This window comes from Aurantimonas sp. E1-2-R+4 (genome assembly GCF_036549515.1).
GTDB classification, from domain to species: domain Bacteria; phylum Pseudomonadota; class Alphaproteobacteria; order Rhizobiales; family Rhizobiaceae; genus Aurantimonas; species Aurantimonas coralicida_A.
The window spans coordinates 288823-306889 of the sequence record NZ_JAZHLK010000001.1; the positions used below are offsets into that span (position 1 = coordinate 288823).

13 protein-coding genes and 1 pseudogene are annotated in these 18067 nt (G+C 62.9%); 5 read left to right on the forward strand and 9 right to left on the reverse strand.

Annotation, left to right across the window (positions count from 1 at the left end):
- Positions 1–181 precede the first annotated feature (181 nt).
- Positions 182–2206, forward strand: coding sequence for a DNA topoisomerase IV subunit B (gene parE, locus VQ045_RS01345; RefSeq protein WP_331828894.1), 2025 nt, complete (start codon positions 182–184; stop codon positions 2204–2206).
- A 47-nt stretch (positions 2207–2253) separates the two neighbouring features.
- Positions 2254–2847: a hypothetical protein gene (locus VQ045_RS01350; RefSeq protein ID WP_327646168.1), complete on the forward strand. Its 594-nt coding sequence runs from the start codon at positions 2254–2256 to the stop codon at positions 2845–2847.
- Here VQ045_RS01350 and VQ045_RS01355 read toward each other — a convergent pair.
- Positions 2820–3560 (reverse strand): alpha/beta fold hydrolase, encoded by a 741-nt coding sequence (locus tag VQ045_RS01355; protein WP_327646169.1) that lies wholly within the window; start codon positions 3558–3560, stop codon positions 2820–2822. The genes VQ045_RS01350 and VQ045_RS01355 overlap by 28 nt on opposite strands.
- Positions 3561–3703: 143 nt before the next feature.
- Here VQ045_RS01355 and VQ045_RS01360 point away from each other — a divergent pair, with 143 nt between their 5' ends.
- On the forward strand, positions 3704–5341 hold the full coding sequence (locus VQ045_RS01360) for a DEAD/DEAH box helicase (RefSeq protein ID WP_331828895.1): 1638 nt from the start codon (positions 3704–3706) through the stop codon (positions 5339–5341).
- A gap of 174 nt (positions 5342–5515) precedes the next feature.
- Here VQ045_RS01360 and hflX read toward each other — a convergent pair whose 3' ends face one another.
- From hflX to dusB, 8 genes are all read right to left on the reverse strand, one after another.
- Positions 5516–6904 carry a GTPase HflX gene (gene hflX, locus VQ045_RS01365; protein ID WP_327646173.1) on the reverse strand — a complete coding sequence of 463 codons (1389 nt, stop codon included), beginning with the start codon at positions 6902–6904 and terminating at the stop codon, positions 5516–5518.
- Positions 6905–7150 (reverse strand): RNA chaperone Hfq, encoded by a 246-nt coding sequence (gene hfq / locus VQ045_RS01370; RefSeq protein ID WP_206453939.1) that lies wholly within the window; start codon positions 7148–7150, stop codon positions 6905–6907.
- A gap of 182 nt (positions 7151–7332) precedes the next feature.
- Positions 7333–8709 carry a Trk system potassium transporter TrkA gene (gene trkA, locus VQ045_RS01375; RefSeq protein WP_327622102.1) on the reverse strand — a complete coding sequence of 459 codons (1377 nt, stop codon included), beginning with the start codon at positions 8707–8709 and terminating at the stop codon, positions 7333–7335.
- Between the two features lie 176 nt (positions 8710–8885).
- A complete protein-coding gene (ntrX, locus tag VQ045_RS01380) occupies positions 8886–10250 on the reverse strand; it encodes a nitrogen assimilation response regulator NtrX (RefSeq protein WP_327622101.1) in 1365 nt (454 codons plus the stop codon).
- On the reverse strand, positions 10222–12483 hold the full coding sequence (locus VQ045_RS01385; protein WP_442879814.1) for an ATP-binding protein: 2262 nt from the start codon (positions 12481–12483) through the stop codon (positions 10222–10224). The genes ntrX and VQ045_RS01385 overlap by 29 nt, the downstream gene beginning before the upstream one ends.
- 80 nt (positions 12484–12563) lie before the next feature.
- Complete coding sequence (ntrC, locus tag VQ045_RS01390) at positions 12564–14009, reverse strand: nitrogen regulation protein NR(I) (protein ID WP_327646176.1); 1446 nt, start codon at positions 14007–14009, stop codon at positions 12564–12566.
- 10 nt (positions 14010–14019) lie between these two features.
- The gene (locus VQ045_RS01395) at positions 14020–15162 is read right to left on the reverse strand and encodes a two-component system sensor histidine kinase NtrB (RefSeq protein ID WP_327622098.1); all 1143 of its coding nucleotides are present in this window, start codon (positions 15160–15162) and stop codon (positions 14020–14022) included.
- Positions 15163–15165: 3 nt separating this feature from the next.
- Positions 15166–16263 (reverse strand): tRNA dihydrouridine synthase DusB, encoded by a 1098-nt coding sequence (gene dusB, locus VQ045_RS01400; RefSeq protein ID WP_442879815.1) that lies wholly within the window; start codon positions 16261–16263, stop codon positions 15166–15168.
- A gap of 110 nt (positions 16264–16373) precedes the next feature.
- Between dusB and VQ045_RS01405 the strand changes: the two genes are divergently transcribed.
- Together VQ045_RS01405 and VQ045_RS01410 are read left to right on the forward strand one after the other, a co-directional pair.
- Positions 16374–17567: a bifunctional 2-C-methyl-D-erythritol 4-phosphate cytidylyltransferase/2-C-methyl-D-erythritol 2,4-cyclodiphosphate synthase gene (locus tag VQ045_RS01405; protein WP_331828898.1), complete on the forward strand. Its 1194-nt coding sequence runs from the start codon at positions 16374–16376 to the stop codon at positions 17565–17567.
- 17 nt (positions 17568–17584) lie between these two features.
- A pseudogene (locus VQ045_RS01410) lies at positions 17585–17944 on the forward strand (CinA family protein); the annotation flags it as partial.
- Positions 17945–18067 lie beyond the last annotated feature (123 nt).

Here is an 18067-nt window from a genome sequence, read left to right on the forward strand (position 1 = left end):
TTTGGCGCACCCGCCCGACGGAACCCGTGGATAAACCTGTCGCGGAAGCGTTATGCGCTGGGAAACGGTACCGGACTCTTGAAGAACATTTCGTGAAAGTATAGGCAGACCCCATGGTTGATGGGCGCGAGAATTCATTGCAGCACGAGTTTGTCCCGCACGTTTCGCAGACGGGTCCGCGATGAGCGACGACCTGTTTTCGGGCAATGCGGCGCGTCGGCCGAAATCGCCAAAGCCGGCCGACCAGCCTTTGCCGGTGCAGAATTCAGCGCAGCCCGCTGAATACACGGCGGCCGATATCGAGGTGCTGGAAGGGCTGGAGCCGGTTCGCCGCCGCCCCGGCATGTATATCGGCGGCACCGACGAGAAGGCGCTGCATCATCTTTTCGCCGAGGTCATCGACAATTCGATGGACGAGGCGACCGCCGGACACGCCAATTTCATCGAGGTCGCGCTGGAAGCGGACGGCACCTTGTCCGTCGCTGACAACGGTCGCGGGATCCCGGTCGACCCCCATCCCAAATACAAGAACAAGTCGGCGCTTGAAGTCATCATGACGACGCTGCATGCCGGCGGAAAATTCGATTCGAAGGTCTATGAGACCTCGGGCGGCCTGCATGGCGTCGGCGTGTCCGTGGTCAACGCCCTGTCGGAGGTCTTGGAAGTCGAGGTCGCGCGCAATCGCAAGCTCTACCGCCAGACCTATGCGCGGGGACTGGCGACCTCGACGCTCGACGAAGTCGGCGAGGTTCACAATCGTCGCGGCACGCGGGTGCGGTTCAAGCCGGATCCGCAGATTTTCGGCGACGGTGCCAGGTTCCGCCCCGAGCGGCTGTTCGCCATGGCTCGCTCGAAAGCTTACCTCTTCGGCGGCGTCGAGATTCGCTGGTCTTGCGATCAGAGCCTGCTCGTGCCCGGCGGCGACATCCCGGCTCGCGAGACATTCCACTTCCCCGGCGGGCTGAAGGATTATCTCGACGTCACGCTCGGCAAGGAGCACCGCGTCACCGCGCAGATCTTCGCCGGCCGCACCGAGAAAGTCTCGGGCCACGGGGCCGTCGAATGGGCTGTCAGCTGGACGCCGGAAGACGGCTTCATCCGCTCCTATTGCAATACCATTCCCACACCCGAGGGGGGCACCCACGAGGCCGGCCTACGCTCGGTGCTGCTGCGCGGCCTCAAGGCCTTCGCCGAGGTTTCCGGTAACAAGCGAGCCTCGATCATCACCGGCGACGACCTGATGTTGACGGCCTCGGCCATGCTGTCGATCTTCATCAGGGAACCGGAATTCGTTGGCCAGACCAAGGACCGGCTGGCCACCGCCGAGGCGCAGCGGATCGTCGAGCAATCGATGCGCGATTCCTTCGACATCTGGCTTGCCTCCTCGCCGCAGGACGCGGCGCGGCTGATCGACTGGGTGGTCGAGCGCGCCGACGAGCGGCTACGCCGCCGCCAGGAAAAGGAGGTCAGCCGCAAGAGCGCGACGCGCAAGCTGCGGCTGCCGGGCAAGCTCGCGGACTGCTCGCAAAACGGCGCCGCCGGGGCCGAGATTTTCATCGTCGAGGGGGATTCCGCCGGCGGTTCGGCCAAGCAGGCACGCGATCGCCGCCTGCAGGCGATCCTGCCGCTGCGCGGCAAGATCCTCAACGTGGCTAGCGCCGGTCGCGAGAAACTCGGCGCCAATCAACAGCTCGCCGATCTGATCCAGGCGCTGGGCTGCGGCACCCGCGCGAAATACCGCGACGAGGATTTGCGCTACGAGCGTGTCATCATCATGACCGACGCCGACGTCGACGGCGCCCATATCGCCTCTCTGCTCATCACCTTCTTCTATCAGGAAATGCCGGAACTGATCCGTAGCGGTCACCTGTTCCTGGCGGTGCCGCCGCTTTACAAGCTGACCCAGGGTGGAAAATCCTTCTACGCCCGCGACGACAAGGATCGCGAGCGGTTGATCGCAAAAGAGTTCAATGGGCGCGGCAAGGTCGAGGTCTCGCGCTTCAAGGGCCTTGGCGAGATGCTGCCCTCGCAGCTCAAGGAAACGACCATGGACCCAAGGAAACGCACCTTGCTCAGGGTCGTTATGGACGAAGCGCCGGAATCGGGCACGTCGATCGCGGTCGATGCGCTGATGGGAAACAAGCCGGAAGCCCGCTTCCGCTTCATTCAGGATCGCGCCGCATTCGTCAAGGAACTGGACATCTGATCCGATCCAGCTGAAATGCCGTCGATTGCTCAATCGGAGGACTTCCCATGCCCCATCTCAGACACTGGCTTGCCGGTACCGCATTCCTCGTCATGGCCATGAGCCATACGGCCGCTCTGGCCCAGGCAGACGCCGGAGCCCCCGTTGCCGCTCCGGACGCCGCTCAACCGGCTGAAGCCCCGGTGACACCCGACACCGCGCAGCCCGCCGAGGCCAAGACGGCGCCGGCAACCTCCGGCGATCCCGAGCTCGCCGCAAAGGCAAAGACGGCCGCCGAAGCCCTGTCGCCGCAGGTCCAGGATGTCCAAATCGTCGGACCATGGTCGGACGATACGAGTGAGGGCGTCTGGCGGACGGTCATGGTGCAGTCGCAGACCGACGATTCCGCCTTTCATTTCTTCGTTCAGCAACTCGAGGGTGCGGGAAGCGACCTGAGCGTGCTCGCCACGACGGAGATCGTCGAGATCAATCAGATCGAAGGCGCGGTCGTGGGCTATCGCGCTGACGAGCCGAGCGAAGAACAGCCGAACAGCCTGACGCTGTTCTTCGACATCCTGCCTACCGACGGGGAAGTCACCGAGACCTACGAGCTGCATTTCTTTCCGGGGGAACCTTACACCTTCGGTCCGGCAACCAACTGATAAGGCGTGACCGAGGCATCCCGTTGAAGATGCCGTCGGATCACCGCACTCGCGGCGTCGGGCGCTTCCATCGTCACCATGTGACCGACGCCGTCGAGGAGATCAAGCGTGCTGGCCGGCATAGCGGCAGCCATTTCACGGGATCGGTCCGGCGAAATGATCTGATCTTCGATCCCGGCCAAGACCGTCGTCGGGACGTCTATGCACGGCAAAAGCGATGTCTGGTCCCGCCGTCCGATGATGGCCTCCTGCTGACGCGCGAAGATATCGGCTCCGATCGCTTCCGCCATTGCGACGATCCGCCGGCGTAGCTGCGGGTCGGTGCGGCCATTGGGACCGAGCAGTCGGTCGGAAAGGATTTCGGCGACGGCCGCGATACCCTTGTCGTGAGCCAATGTGACCAAGCGCCGGCGCATGGCCGTCTGCTGTGCGGTGTCGGCCTTGGCGCTGGTCGCCATCAGAACCAGGTCGGTGACGCGTTCGGGTGCGATCCGCATGACTTCGAGGGCCACATAGCCGCCCATCGACAAGCCGCAGAGGAGGAACCGATCCGGCGCGACCTCTAGCAGACGCTCGGCCATCGCCGCGATGGTCGGATCGGACGTCGTATCGGCCATCACGACGCCGCAGGATGGGACGGACGCGATCTGGTCCCGATAGAGATCGTCGGTACATAACAGACCCGGAATCATCACAATCTGTGTCAGATTCATCTTTTGTACCCTGTAAATCACCTGAAATCGCCCCATATGCGGCGCTGCGGTTGACTCGCGACGAGCGTCACCCTATCGCCCTTTCGACTGGGCTTTCAAACGCTATCGACCCCCCAATTCAACAATTCAAGAGAACCGCTAGCTTGAAACTCTTTTCCGAACTCGGCCTCAGCGCCAAGGTCCTGGCCGCCGTAGAGGCAGCTGGATACAGTGAACCGACGCCGATCCAGGAACAGGCCATCCCTCACGCGATCGAAGGCCGGGACGTGCTCGGCATCGCGCAGACGGGTACTGGCAAGACGGCCTCCTTCGTGCTGCCGATGTTGACGCGGCTCGAAAAGGGGCGCGCGCGCGCTCGGATGCCGCGGACGCTGATCATCGAGCCGACCCGCGAGCTCGCGGCGCAGGTCGAGGAATCCTTCGTCAAATACGGCCTCGACCAGAAGATCAATATCGCGCTGCTGATCGGCGGCGTCTCGTTCGGCGATCAGAACAAGAAGATCGACCGCGGCGTCGACGTTCTCATCGCGACGCCAGGTCGCCTGCTCGATCATTTCGANCTGCTGATCGGCGGCGTCTCGTTCGGCGATCAGAACAAGAAGATCGACCGCGGCGTCGACGTTCTCATCGCGACGCCAGGTCGCCTGCTCGATCATTTCGAGCGCGGCAAGCTGTTGATGACCGCTGTCGAAGTGCTCGTCATCGATGAGGCGGATCGCATGCTCGACATGGGGTTCATTCCGGATATCGAGCGGATCTGCAAGCTCTTGCCGATCACGCGGCAGACGTTGTTCTTCTCGGCGACGATGCCACCTGAAATTACCCGGCTTACCGAGCAGTTTCTACAGAATCCTGTCCGCGTCGAAGTGGCGAAGCCGGCGTCCGCCGCCCTCACCGTCACCCAAAGATTGATCGCCTCGAAGAAGGACGATTTCGAGAAGCGAGAGACGCTGCGCACGATCATTCGCGAGCAGGACGACCTGACCAACGCGATCATCTTCTGCAATCGCAAGCGCGACGTGGCCACGCTGTTCCGCTCGCTTGAGAAACACGGCTTCTCGGCGGGTGCGTTGCACGGCGACATGGACCAGCGCTCGCGAACCGCGATGCTCCAGAGCTTCCGCGACAACCAGATCCAGCTTTTGGTCGCGTCCGATGTCGCGGCCCGCGGACTCGATATCCCGGCCGTCAGCCATATTTTCAACTTCGACGTTCCAATTCACGCCGAAGACTACGTGCATCGCATCGGCAGAACCGGCCGCGCTGGTCGGTCGGGCAAGGCCTTCACCCTCGTCGCCAAGTCCGACAAGAAATATCTGGATGCGATCGAGAAGCTGATCGGCGGTGAGATCGCATGGCATGGCGAGTCGGTCGCGACGCTCGTCGACGCCCCGTCAGAAGACAAGCCAGCCCGTCGTAGCAGTCGTCGTGGCACCGGCACGCGCCGCCGCGACAACAGCGAGAAGGCGCCTTTGGCGCCTGAAGCCGCGTCAGTGGTGGAAGAGCCGGCAGTGGTGCGCGCCGAAGCCGGAGAATTGGATGTTCCGGTCGATGCTCTCGCCGAGGAGAGTGTCGCATCATCATCTGAGGCACCTGAACGCAGCCGGACAAGCCGCAAGCGGTCCGGCACGAACGGCGAACGCGCCAGACCGGCCGCCGCGGCTGCTCCCCGCTCACGGGCGGCGCAGCCGGCAAGTCGCGCGCGGACCGACGACGGCAACGCTCCGGTCGGCTTCGGCGAAGACATTCCAGCCTTCATGCTCATCGGCACCGGCGCTTAACGCCACCCGCCGCAGGTCTCGCGCGCACATATCGGACGGACCAGGATGTCCTGGCGCGCCGAATGGATGCGTTTCGCGTCAATCGCTTTCAGCCGCATTGGTCGATCGCCTGGAGAAGATCACGATATCGGCGGAACGCGCGAAACCGTGCTTGATCCACTGCAGTTGATCGGCTTATCGAAATTCTATGCCGGGTAATTGCTCGCTTAGTCGGCGTAATTCAGTCACGGCCTGAACGGTCATCTCGGCGCTGAGAGCCACCGAGCCGTCATCCCGATCATCTCTGCCGATCACCGATGAATTCTGGTAGATCCAGGGCAGAACACCCATGCCATCCGGCGCGACCTCGATGCTCACTTCGCGGAGACGGCCGGCGATGCGCCGCTCAACGTCCGCGAGAAGCTCGGGCACGCCTTCGCCGGTGATCGCCGAAACCAGGTGTGCGGCCTGAGTTGCTTGCTGTCCCTCGCGGACCGTCGCCAAATGGTGGCTGACGGACTCGTCCAGCAGATCGATCTTGTTCCAGACCTCGACGACATGCTCGCTGTCGTCGGCATCGATGTCGAGATCGCGCAGGATTTTCCGCACGTCCTCGGCCTGCGCCAAAGTGTCGGGATCGGCCATGTCGCGCACGTGCAGGACGATCTCGGCTTCGATCACTTCTTCCAGGGTTGCCCGAAACGCCGCGACGAGATGGGTCGGCAGGTCTGACACAAAACCCACGGTATCGGAAAACATCACCTCGGTTCCGTGGGGAAGTGCCGCACGGCGCAGGGTTGGATCGAGCGTGGCGAAAAGCAGGTCCTTGGCGAAGACGTCGGCGCCGGTCAACCGGTTGAAAAGTGTCGATTTTCCCGCATTCGTGTAACCGACCAGCGCCACCACCGGGTGCGGCGCTTTCTTGCGCTTGGCGCGATGCAACTGACGTGTGCGCCGCACCGACTCCAGATCCTTCTCCAGCCGCTTGATGCGCTCCTGCAACTGGCGGCGATCGGATTCGATCTGCGTTTCGCCGGGGCCGCCCAGAAATCCGGCACCGCCGCGCTGTCGCTCGAGATGGGTCCAGCTGCGTACGAGCCGGCCGCGCTGATAGTTCAGATGCGCCAATTCGACCTGAAGCCGGCCCTCCTTCGTTCGGGCGCGTTGTCCGAATATCTCGAGGATGAGCCCGGTTCGGTCGAGGACTTTGGCGTCGAGTTCCTTTTCGAGATTGCGCTGTTGGACCGGCGTGAGCGAATGATCGAAGACGACAAGACCGATGTCTTCGCTCGCCACGAGGCCCTTCAGTTCCTCGACCTTGCCGGCGCCGATCAGCGTCGCCGGGCGCGGCCGAACGGCGCTAACGACGCCGCTGGCGACAATATCGAGACCGATCGCTGCGGCCAGGCCCATAGCCTCGTCCAAGCGCGCCTCGTCGCTCCGGCGCACCAACTCGGAGCTGCCCTGGCTTGCTTCGTCCCGCGATTGATATTGTTTGAAAACCGGCACGAAAACCGCCGCGCGCGTTACCACACTGCCGTGTTCGATCGGACCCTTTGGTCTGGATTCCTTATGCTCGGCCAATCACGCCTTCCCGTCTTCGTCGCCATCATACATGTTGACCGGCTGCGAGGGCATGATCGTCGAGATCGCGTGCTTGTAGACCAGTTGGGAATGACCGTCGCGCCGCAGCAGGACACAGAAATTGTCGAACGACGTCACCACGCCGGTCAATTTCACGCCGTTGACGAGGAAGATCGTCAGCGAAATCTTTTGCTTCCGGACCGTATTGAGAAAGAGATCCTGCAGATTCTGTGTGCGTTCAGGCATCAAACCTTGTCCTTTTCCTATTCTTATTGGCCGCGGCAACGACCGCCTGGCGGCTGTCGATCCGTGCGTTTGGCTCGCTCTCTAACTGAGCGCTTACGGTGTCGGTGCTTTGCCTCGCAACCTCGACCACAACAAAAACTCGGCCGTCTGGCCGATGATCGGGCTCCGGCGGAGCGACCGGATCAAAAAAACTCCAAACTCACGCGGAACAACTGCTCGACATGACGGACGGCGCTGGCGGTCGCAAAGATCACGACACGGTCCTTCGCCTTGATCTTGGTTTGCCCACTGGGTCGAACAAACTCGCCATTGCGATAGATCGCGCCGATCCGCAAGTTCTCCGGCAAATCCAGCTCGCGCAGCGGCTTGCCGACCAGCGGCGATGTCTCCAACGCCTCGGCCTCGATCACCTCCGCCACGCCGTTCTGGATCGAGTGGACCGCGCGGATTCGTCCGCGCCGCACATGCTGCAGGACCCGCGATATAGTGACCGACCGCGGGTTGATGAAGGCGTCGATTCCCAGCGTTCGGGTAAAACTTTGGTAGTCGGGGTTGTTCAGCAATGTCAGATTGCCGCCGCAGCCGAGTCGCTTGGCCATGACGCTCGCGAGGATATTGACCTTGTCGTCATTGGTCAGCGCCACCAACAGATCGCTCTGCCTGATGTCAGCCTCGTTGAGGATCACCTGATCGAGACCGCTGCCGTGCAGCACGATGGTTCGCTTCAATGTGTCGGCGATAGCGACCGCCCGGTCGTGATCCGCCTCGATGACACGAACCTTGGCGCCGAGATTACGGCGCTCCATCTGTTGCGCGACGTAAAGGCCGATATTGCCGCCGCCGACAATCACGATGCGGCCGGCTTCGGGCTCCTCGTGTCCGAAAAGACCAAGCGTCCGGCGTACGTGGGAGCGCTCGGCGACGACATAGGCGATGTCGCCGGCCACCATCTGGTCGTTCGAGGTCGGAATGAACAGCCGCTCCCCACGCCAGATCCCGACGACGGTCGCCTTGAGATCGGGAAACAGTTCGGTCAGCTGATCGAGCGGCGTGTCGACCACCGGACAATCGTCGCGGCATTCGATCGCGACCATCGCGATCGTATCGTCGGCAAAACGCACGGCATCCATCGCCCCAGGCAGGGCGATCCGTCGCAGCACCATCTCGCCGACCTCGACCTCCGGGGAAATGATGACGTCGATGGGCATGTTATCGGTCGAGAACAGATCCTGCCAATGCGAACGCAAATAGCTCTGGGACCGGATGCGCGCGATCTTGGTCGGAACATTGAACAGCGAATGGGCGACCTGGCAGGCCACCATGTTGACCTCATCATGCAAGGTCACCGCGATGATCATGTCCGCCTGCTCGGCGCCGGCCTCGGCCAGCACGTCCGGATGAGCCCCGTGGCCGACGAAGCCGCGAGCATCGAGATTGTCGCGGATCGCCTGGACGAGCGACCGCGACGTGTCGATCACCGACACGTCATTGCGTTCGGATGCAAGGCGCTCGGCGATGCCATAGCCGACCTGGCCCGCGCCACAAATCACCACTCTCATGGAATGCGCCTCTTTTGCCGACCCGCGAGCCGATCACCACAGGCGTCCATATCGGCTTGAGAGGTTTTGCGCAAAGGATTCCGGGTCTGCCGAGGCCCCATGTTGCCTATCATCCGCCGGGGAGAACGCGGCGCCATCCGCCGTTCCCGTCCATAGGTGCGCGTCGGTCCACGTCGTCAGATGCCAAGCGACTTCAACTTACGGTGCAAAGCAGACCGCTCCATGCCGACGAACTCCGCGGTGCGAGAGATATTGCCGCCGAAGCGATTGATCTGCGCGACGAGATACTCCTTCTCGAACACTTCGCGCGCGTCGCGCAGCGGCAGGGCCAGGATCTGGCCATCCGACTGACTGGGTGTGCGCGGCAGCATTTCGCCGACCTCACGTGGCAGCATGTCCGCCGAGATCTGCGTTTCCGCATCGCCCTCCCTGGACAGGATCATCAGCCGTTCGACATTGTTGCGCAATTGCCGGACGTTTCCTGGCCAGTCGCTGGACTGCAAGACCGCCATCGCTTCGGGGCTGATGGCCTTCGGCTTGATGCCGGTCTGCTCGCTGATCTGCGTCATGAAGGCCTCCATGAGCAGCGGAATATCCTGGCGCCGGTCGGCGAGCGGGGGCACGACAATCGGGACAACGGCGAGCCGATGGTAGAGATCCTCGCGGAATATTCCGTCGGCGATCATCGATTCCAGATTCTGCGCCGTCGACGAAATGATCCGAACGTCAACCTTCACCCGTTTGGAGCCGCCGACCCGCTCGAACGTCTGCTCGGTAAGAACGCGCAGGATCTTGTTCTGGGTCTCGCGCGGCATGTCGCCAACCTCGTCGAGATACAAGACGCCACCATGGGCTTCCTCGAGCGCCCCGACCTTGCGCTCGACCCCCGGCGGTGTCTCCGTGCCGAAGAGCTCCACCTCCATGCGATCGGGCATGATGGCGGCCGCGTTGAGAGCGACAAAGGGCCCGTCGGCGCGGCTCGACCCGGCGTGGATCGCGCGCGCCACCATTTCCTTGCCGGAACCCGAGGCGCCAAGGATCATCACCCGGCTGTTGGTCGGGCCGACCCGCTCGATCAGCGTCCGTAACTGGTTCATCGGATGCGACTTGCCGATCAATTCGGCGAAATCGGACGAACGTCGGCGCAGTTCGGAAACCTCGCGCTTCAGCTTCGAGGTCTCCAGCGCCCGTTCGGCGACGAGAATCAGCCGGTCAGCCTTGAACGGCTTTTCGATGTAATCATAGGCGCCGCGGCGGATCGCCGACACGGCCGTCTCGATATTGCCGTGTCCGGAAATCATGACGACGGGAACTTCAGGATGCTGCGCCTTGATCGCATCGAGAAGATCAAGTCCGTCCAGCCGGCTGCCTTGCAGCCAGATATCCAGAAAGATCAGTCGCGGCACCCGGTCGGCGATCGACTGAAGCGCCGCATCCGAGCCGCCGGCCGTTCGCGTTTCATGACCCTCGTCCTCGAGGATCCCCGCTACCAGTTCGCGGATGTCGGCTTCGTCATCGACGATCAAGATGTCCGATGCCATCGATCTCACCTGTCCTTTCTTCCGTCTCTTCTTCGTTCGGCTCGACGGCAGTTTCCATCGCCGGCAAGGTGATACGTACCAATGCGCCTTGAGGCTGGTCCGGCGCATCATCGAGGGCGATGGTTCCGCCGTGATCCTCGATAATCTTCCGGACGATCGCCAGGCCGAGCCCTGTACCCTTCTCGCGTGTCGTCATGTAGGGCTCAAGCAGACGATCTCGATCCTCGCGCGGAAATCCGCGACCGTTGTCGATGATTTCGACGATGTGGCGGTCCAGGCCCGGCTCCGCCCGGATGACGATGCGACCCTCGATATCCTCGGTTGCCTCGAGCGCCTCGACCGCGTTCTTCACTAAATTTCCAAACGCTTGTGACAGCAACCGTATGTCATAGGAACCGAGCATGGGTTGATCTGGAATATCGGCCTCGAAGGCGATCCCGTGGTCGCCCATTTCGCGCATGAAGACCGCCTCGCGCAGCGCTTCGCGAAGGTCCTTGGCTTCCATCTTCGGCTTCGGCATCCGCGCGAAGGTGGAGAATTCGTCGACCATGCGGCCGATATCGGAGACCTGCCGCACGATCGTTTCGATGCACCGGTCGAAGACTTCGCGATCGTCCTCAACGCGTTTTCCGTATCGACGCCGGATGCGTTCCGCGGACAGTTGGATCGGGGTGAGCGGGTTCTTGATCTCATGGGCAATACGACGCGCGACGTCTGCCCAGGCTGACGAGCGCTGAGCCTCGACAAGGTCGGTGATGTCGTCGATCGTCACCACGCTCGACTGGGCCTCCTCCCCTGCCTCGGAGGACGTGATCCGGATCGCCAGGGTCCTTTCTCGGTCGCGGATGCGCAGTTTGACTTCCTCTTGATACTCCGGCCGCGAGGATATCGACGCGGCGCGGTAAATCCTGCCGATGAGCGGAAACGTCTCATCAAGATTTCGGCCCACCACGAGCCGAGATTCCACATCGAGAATGCGCTCGGCCGACGGATTGACCATCGTCGCCGTGCCATCCCGTTCGACACCGATCACTCCGACGGTCACGCCGGACAGAACGGCCTCGGTGAAGCGGCGGCGTTCGTCGATAACATCCTTGGCGTGAACCAGTTCCGAACGCTGGCTGCGAAGCTGCAGGATCATGTTGTTGAATGTGTTCGACAGGGATCCGACGTCGCCGTCAGACGCGCGCACGGGAACCGATATGGACAGATTGCCGTCGCTGACCTCATCGGCCGCGCCCATCAGCATCCGGATCGGTCGGACGAGCCGGTCGGCGACGCCGATTCCGGTCCAGATCGCCGACAACAGGACGATCAGCGTGATCCCCAGATACAAAAGCGCGAAGGCCAGCTGGAGGCCGAAGCGATTGGACTGGAGGCTCGAATATTCCGCCGACCGTTCCTCCATCAACCGCAGCGCGGCGATCACCTCCGGGTCGACGGCGCGCACGGTGTAGAGATAGACATTCGCGATCTGCCGCAGTTTGATGATCGCGCCAACGAGGTTGGTGACGCCGGGGGGGATGAAGACGAGGTTGCCTTCCGCCGCCTGTTTCAAAGCGTCGTCCGGGGGGACCGGCAGCGGGCGTTCGACCGCGACGTCAGCTGCCAGGAATGGCGTGCCGTCCGGCCGCAAAAGCTGCGCCCCGAGCAGGGAGCGCCCCTTGGCCTGATCGGTCATCAGATTCTGGAAGCCGGTCGGATCGAGACCAAACAACCGCCGTTGCTGATCCAGATCGTAGGCCATCGACAAAGTTGAGCCCTGAAGGTTGCGGGCGTTCTCGTTGACATAGGCCCGCGCCACGCTGATCGAGGATTCGACAATGGTGCGGGTGCGAATCTCGAACCAGCGATCAAGGCCGAGATCGAGCGTGATACCGGCCACGATCGCCACTAGCAGCGCCGGCAGCGCAGCGACGATGGAAAACAGCAAGACGATGCGAACGTGCAGACGCGACGCGGCCTTTCCCTGCCGCCGCGCCCGGACCATGCGCATGACTTCCCGCCCGATCAAAAGGCAGAGGATCAACACGAAGGCGCCGTTGACGACGGTCGCGATGGTCACGATCGTGTCCGTCGGCGCGATCGGCGTCAGTCCCATGAGGACGACGAAGGAGATCGCCCCCGTCACCAGTGCCCCAACGACGGCCAGAAGGCCCGGAACAAGCATGAATCGCCGCCGTTCCAACAGGAACGGAATCTCGCCTTCTGATTGCACCGGGTTAGAAGTCATGATTCGCCGCAAATGATGATCACGTTGCCACACAGCAACGGATTGTGTCTAATCTGCAACGAAATTCGGCAGATATCCAGTTATCTGATCAAGCGGACGACAGAAATGTCGAGATCGCGGATTTTCTTGCGCAGGGTATTTCGGTTGACGCCCAACAGATCGGCCGCCCGGACCTGATTTCCGCGTGTTGCCGCGAGAGCTGCCGCGATCAGCGGATACTCCACGTCTCGCAAGATCCTCTCATGCAGACCTGGCGGGGGCAGACCATCCCCGAACGACGCGAAATAGTCGGAGAGATAACGTTCCACCGCCGCGCTGAGATCGATCGGCCTGTCGCTATCGCTGTCGATGCCCGGGGAACTGGGGGCATCATTGGACAATTCGTGTTCCACCAATTCGGCCGATATCTCGTCTTGTGGATAGAGCGCGGACAGGCGGCGAACGAGGTTTTCGAGCTCGCGGACGTTGCCGGGCCACGGGTAGCGGCGCATGACGTCGAGCGCGCCCTGGCTCAGCGATTTTCGCGGCAGCCCCTCCTTTTCGGCCTGGGCAAAGAAATGCCGCGCGAGATCGGCCAGATCCTCGATGCGTTCGCGCATCGGCGGCAACCGCAGCGGCACCACGTTGAGACGGTAGAACAGGTCCTCGCGAAACAGCCCCCGCCCGATCAACTGGCGCAGATCCTTGTTGGTGGCGGCCACGATACGCACGTCGGTGGCGATCGGCGTGCGCCCTCCGACGATCGTATATTCGCCCTGTTGGAGCACCCGCAGAAGTCGGGTTTGCGCTTCCATCGGCATGTCGCCGATCTCGTCCAGAAACAGCGTTCCGCCTTCGGCCTGCTCGAAACGGCCGCTGGTGCGGGCCTGCGCCCCGGTAAAAGCCCCCTTCTCATGACCGAAAAGCTCGGATTCGATCAACTCGCGCGGGATAGCCGCCATGTTGATAGCGACGAACGGCCCCTTGCGCCGCCGTCCATAGTCGTGAAGCGCACGGGCGACGAGCTCCTTGCCGGTGCCCGATTCACCCGTGATCGTCACCGTGAGATCGGTCTGCATCATCCGGGCCAGCGCGCGGTAGATGTCCTGCATCGCCGGCGAACGGCCCACCAGCGGCATCGAGTCCTGGAGTTCTTCCGGCGCGCCCGTCTTGGCCCCGGGCCTCGGTTCGGACAGCGCGCGGCGCACGATCGCAACGAGTTCGGTCAGATCGAAGGGCTTGGGAATGTAGTCGTAGGCGCCCTTCTCCGACGCCTTGATGGCCGTCATGAAGGTGTTCTGCGCGCTCATGACGATCACCGGCAGGTCCGGTCGTGAGTTCTTGATCCGCGGAAGCGTGTCGAAGGCGTTGCCGTCGGGCATGAGAACGTCGGTGATGACCAGATCGCCCTCACCCGCCGAAATCCACCGCCACAGCGTCGCGATGTTCGAGGTGACGCGCACCTCGAACCCGGCGCGCATCAGCGCCTGCGAGACCACCGTGCGGATGGCCGAGTCATCGTCGGCGACGAGGATCTGCATACTCATTCCCGTGTCCTCAGATTTCCGTTCCGACAGGCAGATCCTGCTCGTCGGGAGTTCGTGCTTCGCGCCAGGCCGGCATCAGAACGCGGAAGATCGTGTGCCCCGGCTGCGACTCGCATTCGATGACCCCGCCATGATCGCCGACGATCTTCGCGACCAGGGCAAGTCCAAGGCCGGAACCGCTCGGCTTGGTCGTCACGAAGGGATCGAAGATGTGCTGGCGGAGGTCATCGGGGACTCCGGCGCCGTTGTCTTCCACAGCGAATTCCAACGGTAAGGTGACGCGGTCCTTGGTGCCGGGAACCGACAGCCGGACGCCAGGCTTGAAGGCGGACGAAAGGCGGATTTCGCCGTCCTCGCGACCATTTACCGCTTCCGCCGCATTCTTCAGGAGGTTGAGAAAGACCTGCACCAGCTGGTCCCGGTTGGCCAGGACCGCCGGCAGCGAGGGGTCGTAAAGCTCGGCGATCTTGATATCCCGGGCAAAGCCGCTTTTGCCGAGCATCTTCACGTGCTCCAAGACCGAGTGAATGTTCACCGCCGATCGCTCGATCGGCCGCTGGTCGGAGAACACCTCCATCCGGTCGACCAGCTTGACGATCCGGTCGCTCTCCTCCTGGATCAGCCGAGTCAAACCTCGATCTTCGTCGCTGGCCGAGGTGGCCAGGAGTTGCGCCGCGCCCTTGATCCCGGACAGCGGGTTGCGGATTTCATGGGCGAGCATGGCCGCCAGCCCGGTGACGGATCGAGCGGCGGATCGGTGGGTCAGCTGGCGGTCCATCTTCTCCGCAATGGAGCGCAGCTGGATCATCACCACGACGAGGTCGGGCTCGTCCGGTAAATTCGAGACGTACAGATCCACCAGCCGTTCGCCGCCGAGACGTGGCGAGGAAAGGTCGACGCGATACTCGCTGATTCGTCCCTGCTGCTGTCGGACCTGCTCGATCAGCGCGAAGAGCGGGCTGTCCCCCGGCACGAAGTCCTGAATGCGCCGTTTGGCGAGACTGGCCATGCCGGCCGAAAAGAACTGCTCGGCATCGGAATTGGCGAACCGAAAATACCCTTCGCGGTCGAGAACGACGACGGGATGCGGCAAGGCATTCAGGATACGCGTGTGTTCAAACGCAACGGCTGGAGAATCGAACGGGATCGTCACCGGTCAGGCCGCATCGCGAAAGAGGTCATGCCGGAAGGTCGGCTCCACATCGCAAAGGCGGGCGTCGCCGAACAGGCGCCTCAGACAGGCGACGACGTCCGCCGGCTCACGACCCGCCATGACCGACGCTCTATCCGCCGCCGAAATCGGCTCGACGCCTGCGCCGAAACGGTCAAGGTACCAGCCCAGATGCTTTCGCGCATGGCGGACGCCGACATTCAGGCCGTAGTGGGCCAGCATCATATCGTAATGCTCCTCGACGAGATCGGACAGGCGAATGGCGGACAGGTCCTTCAAGCCAACCCTGCCGGCGAGAAGTCCCGGCAGCCAAGGCCGTCCTTGCGCCCCGCGACCGATCATGACGGCATCGGCCCGGCTCGATGTCAGCATCGGGTCCAGTTGATCCGAACGGGCAAGATCGCCATTGGCGACGACCGGCACGGTAACCGCGTCGCGCACCGCTGCGATCGCCGGCCAGTCGGCCTTTCCTTCATAGAAATCGGCGCGGGTTCGCCCATGCACCGTGATCATCCGGACGCCCGCCGCCTCGGCCCTCGCAGCAAGTTCGGGAGCGTTGATCGAGGCCCGATCCCAACCAAGCCGCATCTTCAGCGTCACCGGGATATCGCCGGCACCGGCGACGGTCGCTTCGACGATCCGCAAGGCGAGATCAGGCTCGCGCATCAGTGCCGAGCCGGACAATCCGCCGACGACTTTTTTCGCCGGACAGCCCATGTTGATATCGATGATGTCGACGCCGAGATCCGCCAGCCGTTCGGCCGCCTGGCGCATCCATTTCGGATCGCGGCCGGCGAGTTGGACGGCATGGGTGCCCGATCCGTCTCGCATCGCCCGCATCGCACTCGCGTCGCAACCTTTGACGAATTCGCCGCTGGCGACCATTTCGGATACAACCAGCCCGGCGCCGAATCGGCGCGCGAGACGACGAAATGCCACGTCGGAAATACCTGACAAAGGAGCCAGGAAGACGCGGTTATCCAAGCGGTTAGGCCCAACCGACAGCGGTTGCTCGACACCGCGCGGGGTTGATCGCCAAGCGCCGGCTTCGGAGCTCTTTCCAGGTTGTGTCGATTCTCGCATCATTGGGTTGCACTTTATAGAGGCGTGCTCAAAAGACAAGCATATTGCACTTGCGAAGTCGCCCTCATCTGTGATCCAGACTGGGGCGACACAAGGGAAGGATCGCCAGAATGAAACCCACTGTCGCGGCGATCGTCGTTGCCGCGGGGCGCGGCGAACGGGCCGGCCAATCCCATGAAGGGCCGAAACAATATCGCCACATCGCGGGGCGGTCCATTCTGGTTCGAACCTTCGATAATCTCCGTTCGCATCCAGCCATCGATCGCCTCGTCCTGGTCATCCACCCCGGCGACCGTGAGCTGCTGCGGAAGGCTCTCGGGACCGATGGCGACGACGACTTACAAATCGTCATAGGCGGTTCGACGCGCCAGGAATCGGTGCGTCTTGGACTGGCTGCCCTGGCCGAGGCCCCGCCGGATCGCGTCCTCATCCATGACGCCGTGCGCCCCTTCGTCGACGCGGCGCTGATCGATCGAACGCTGGCGGCTCTCTCCGATACCGTCGGCGCCATCCCGGCACTGCCCGTCGCGGATACCCTGAAACGTGGTGCGGAGGCTGGCCTGATCGCCGCGACGGTCGACCGGCGGCAGCTGTTTGCCGCCCAGACGCCGCAGGGCTTTCCCTTCGGCCCGATTCGTGACGCGCACGAGCGGGCCGCGCGGTCTGGCCGCACCGATTTCACCGACGACGCCTCGATTGCCGAATGGGCCGGGCTGGCCGTGCGGCTCGTCGACGGTTCGTCCGACAATGTGAAACTGACGACCGCGCGTGATATCGCCTTGGCCGACGAACGATTGAGGAGAGCTCCGGGCATGATCGATGTCAGAACCGGCAATGGCTATGACGTCCACCAGCTGGTCGATGGCGACCATGTAACCCTGTGCGGCGTGCGGATCGCCCATGATCGCGCGCTGTCTGGACATTCCGATGCCGATGTCGGGCTGCACGCGCTCACCGACGCCCTGCTCGCCACCTGCGGCGCGGGCGACATCGGCGATCATTTCCCGCCCAGCGATCCGCAATGGCGGGGCGCGCCGTCGCATATCTTCGTGGCGAAGGCTGTGGAGATCGTGCGCGCGAAGGGGGGGCGGATCATGAATGCCGATGTGTCGCTGATCTGCGAGGCGCCGACGATCGCGCCCCATCGTGAGACGATGCGTGAGGCGATCGCGGAAATGACAGGGATCGGCCTCGATCGGGTCTCGGTCAAGGCGACGACCAACGAAACCATCGGTTTCGTCGGGCGACAGGAGGGTATCGCGGCGATCGCCACGGCGAGCGTCGCCTACGGAGAAAGCGCGTGACGGATAACGGGGGCGAGATCGCCGGCAAGGCTCGCCGGGTCATCGAGGCCTACACCGCGCGCGGCCTGAAAATTGCCACCGCCGAGTCCTGCACGGGCGGGATGATCGCGGCAGCCCTGACGGATATCGCCGGGTCTTCGGCTGTCCTTGACCGCGGGTTCGTGACCTACTCGAACGAGGCGAAGATCGCGATGATCGGTGTTGATCCGGAAAGTCTCGCGGCCGACGGCGCTGTGTCGGAAACCGTCGCGCGTCAGATGGCGGAAGGTACCTTGCGAGCCTCGAACGCGGATGTCGCCATATCCGTCACCGGCATCGCCGGTCCAGGTGGCGGTTCGTCGGCAAAGCCCGTCGGCCTGGTGCATTTCGCATGCGCGGGCAACGGTATGATACCGGCCAGCGTTTGATCTGACTCGGTTGTGATTTTCTTATTTTCGCTGCGCGTGATTCCCTGTCCCGGCGAAGGGAGCGGGCGAGCGATGGCATTGAAGATCACCGAG

Bases quoted from the DNA above. Each gene is read 5' to 3' on its own strand.
- parE (WP_331828894.1), top strand. From the start codon at position 182: ATGAGCGACGACCTGTTTTCGGGCAATGCGGCGCGTCGGCCGAAATCG.
- VQ045_RS01350 (WP_327646168.1), top strand. From the start codon at position 2,254: ATGCCCCATCTCAGACACTGGCTTGCCGGTACCGCATTCCTCGTCATG.
- VQ045_RS01355 (WP_327646169.1), bottom strand. From the start codon at position 3,560: ATGAATCTGACACAGATTGTGATGATTCCGGGTCTGTTATGTACCGAC.
- hfq (WP_206453939.1), bottom strand. From the start codon at position 7,150: ATGCCTGAACGCACACAGAATCTGCAGGATCTCTTTCTCAATACGGTC.
- trkA (WP_327622102.1), bottom strand. From the start codon at position 8,709: ATGAGAGTGGTGATTTGTGGCGCGGGCCAGGTCGGCTATGGCATCGCC.
- ntrX (WP_327622101.1), bottom strand. From the start codon at position 10,250: ATGGCATCGGACATCTTGATCGTCGATGACGAAGCCGACATCCGCGAA.
- VQ045_RS01385 (WP_442879814.1), bottom strand. From the start codon at position 12,483: ATGACTTCTAACCCGGTGCAATCAGAAGGCGAGATTCCGTTCCTGTTG.
- ntrC (WP_327646176.1), bottom strand. From the start codon at position 14,009: ATGAGTATGCAGATCCTCGTCGCCGACGATGACTCGGCCATCCGCACG.
- dusB (WP_442879815.1), bottom strand. From the start codon at position 16,263: ATGCGAGAATCGACACAACCTGGAAAGAGCTCCGAAGCCGGCGCTTGG.
- VQ045_RS01405 (WP_331828898.1), top strand. From the start codon at position 16,374: ATGAAACCCACTGTCGCGGCGATCGTCGTTGCCGCGGGGCGCGGCGAA.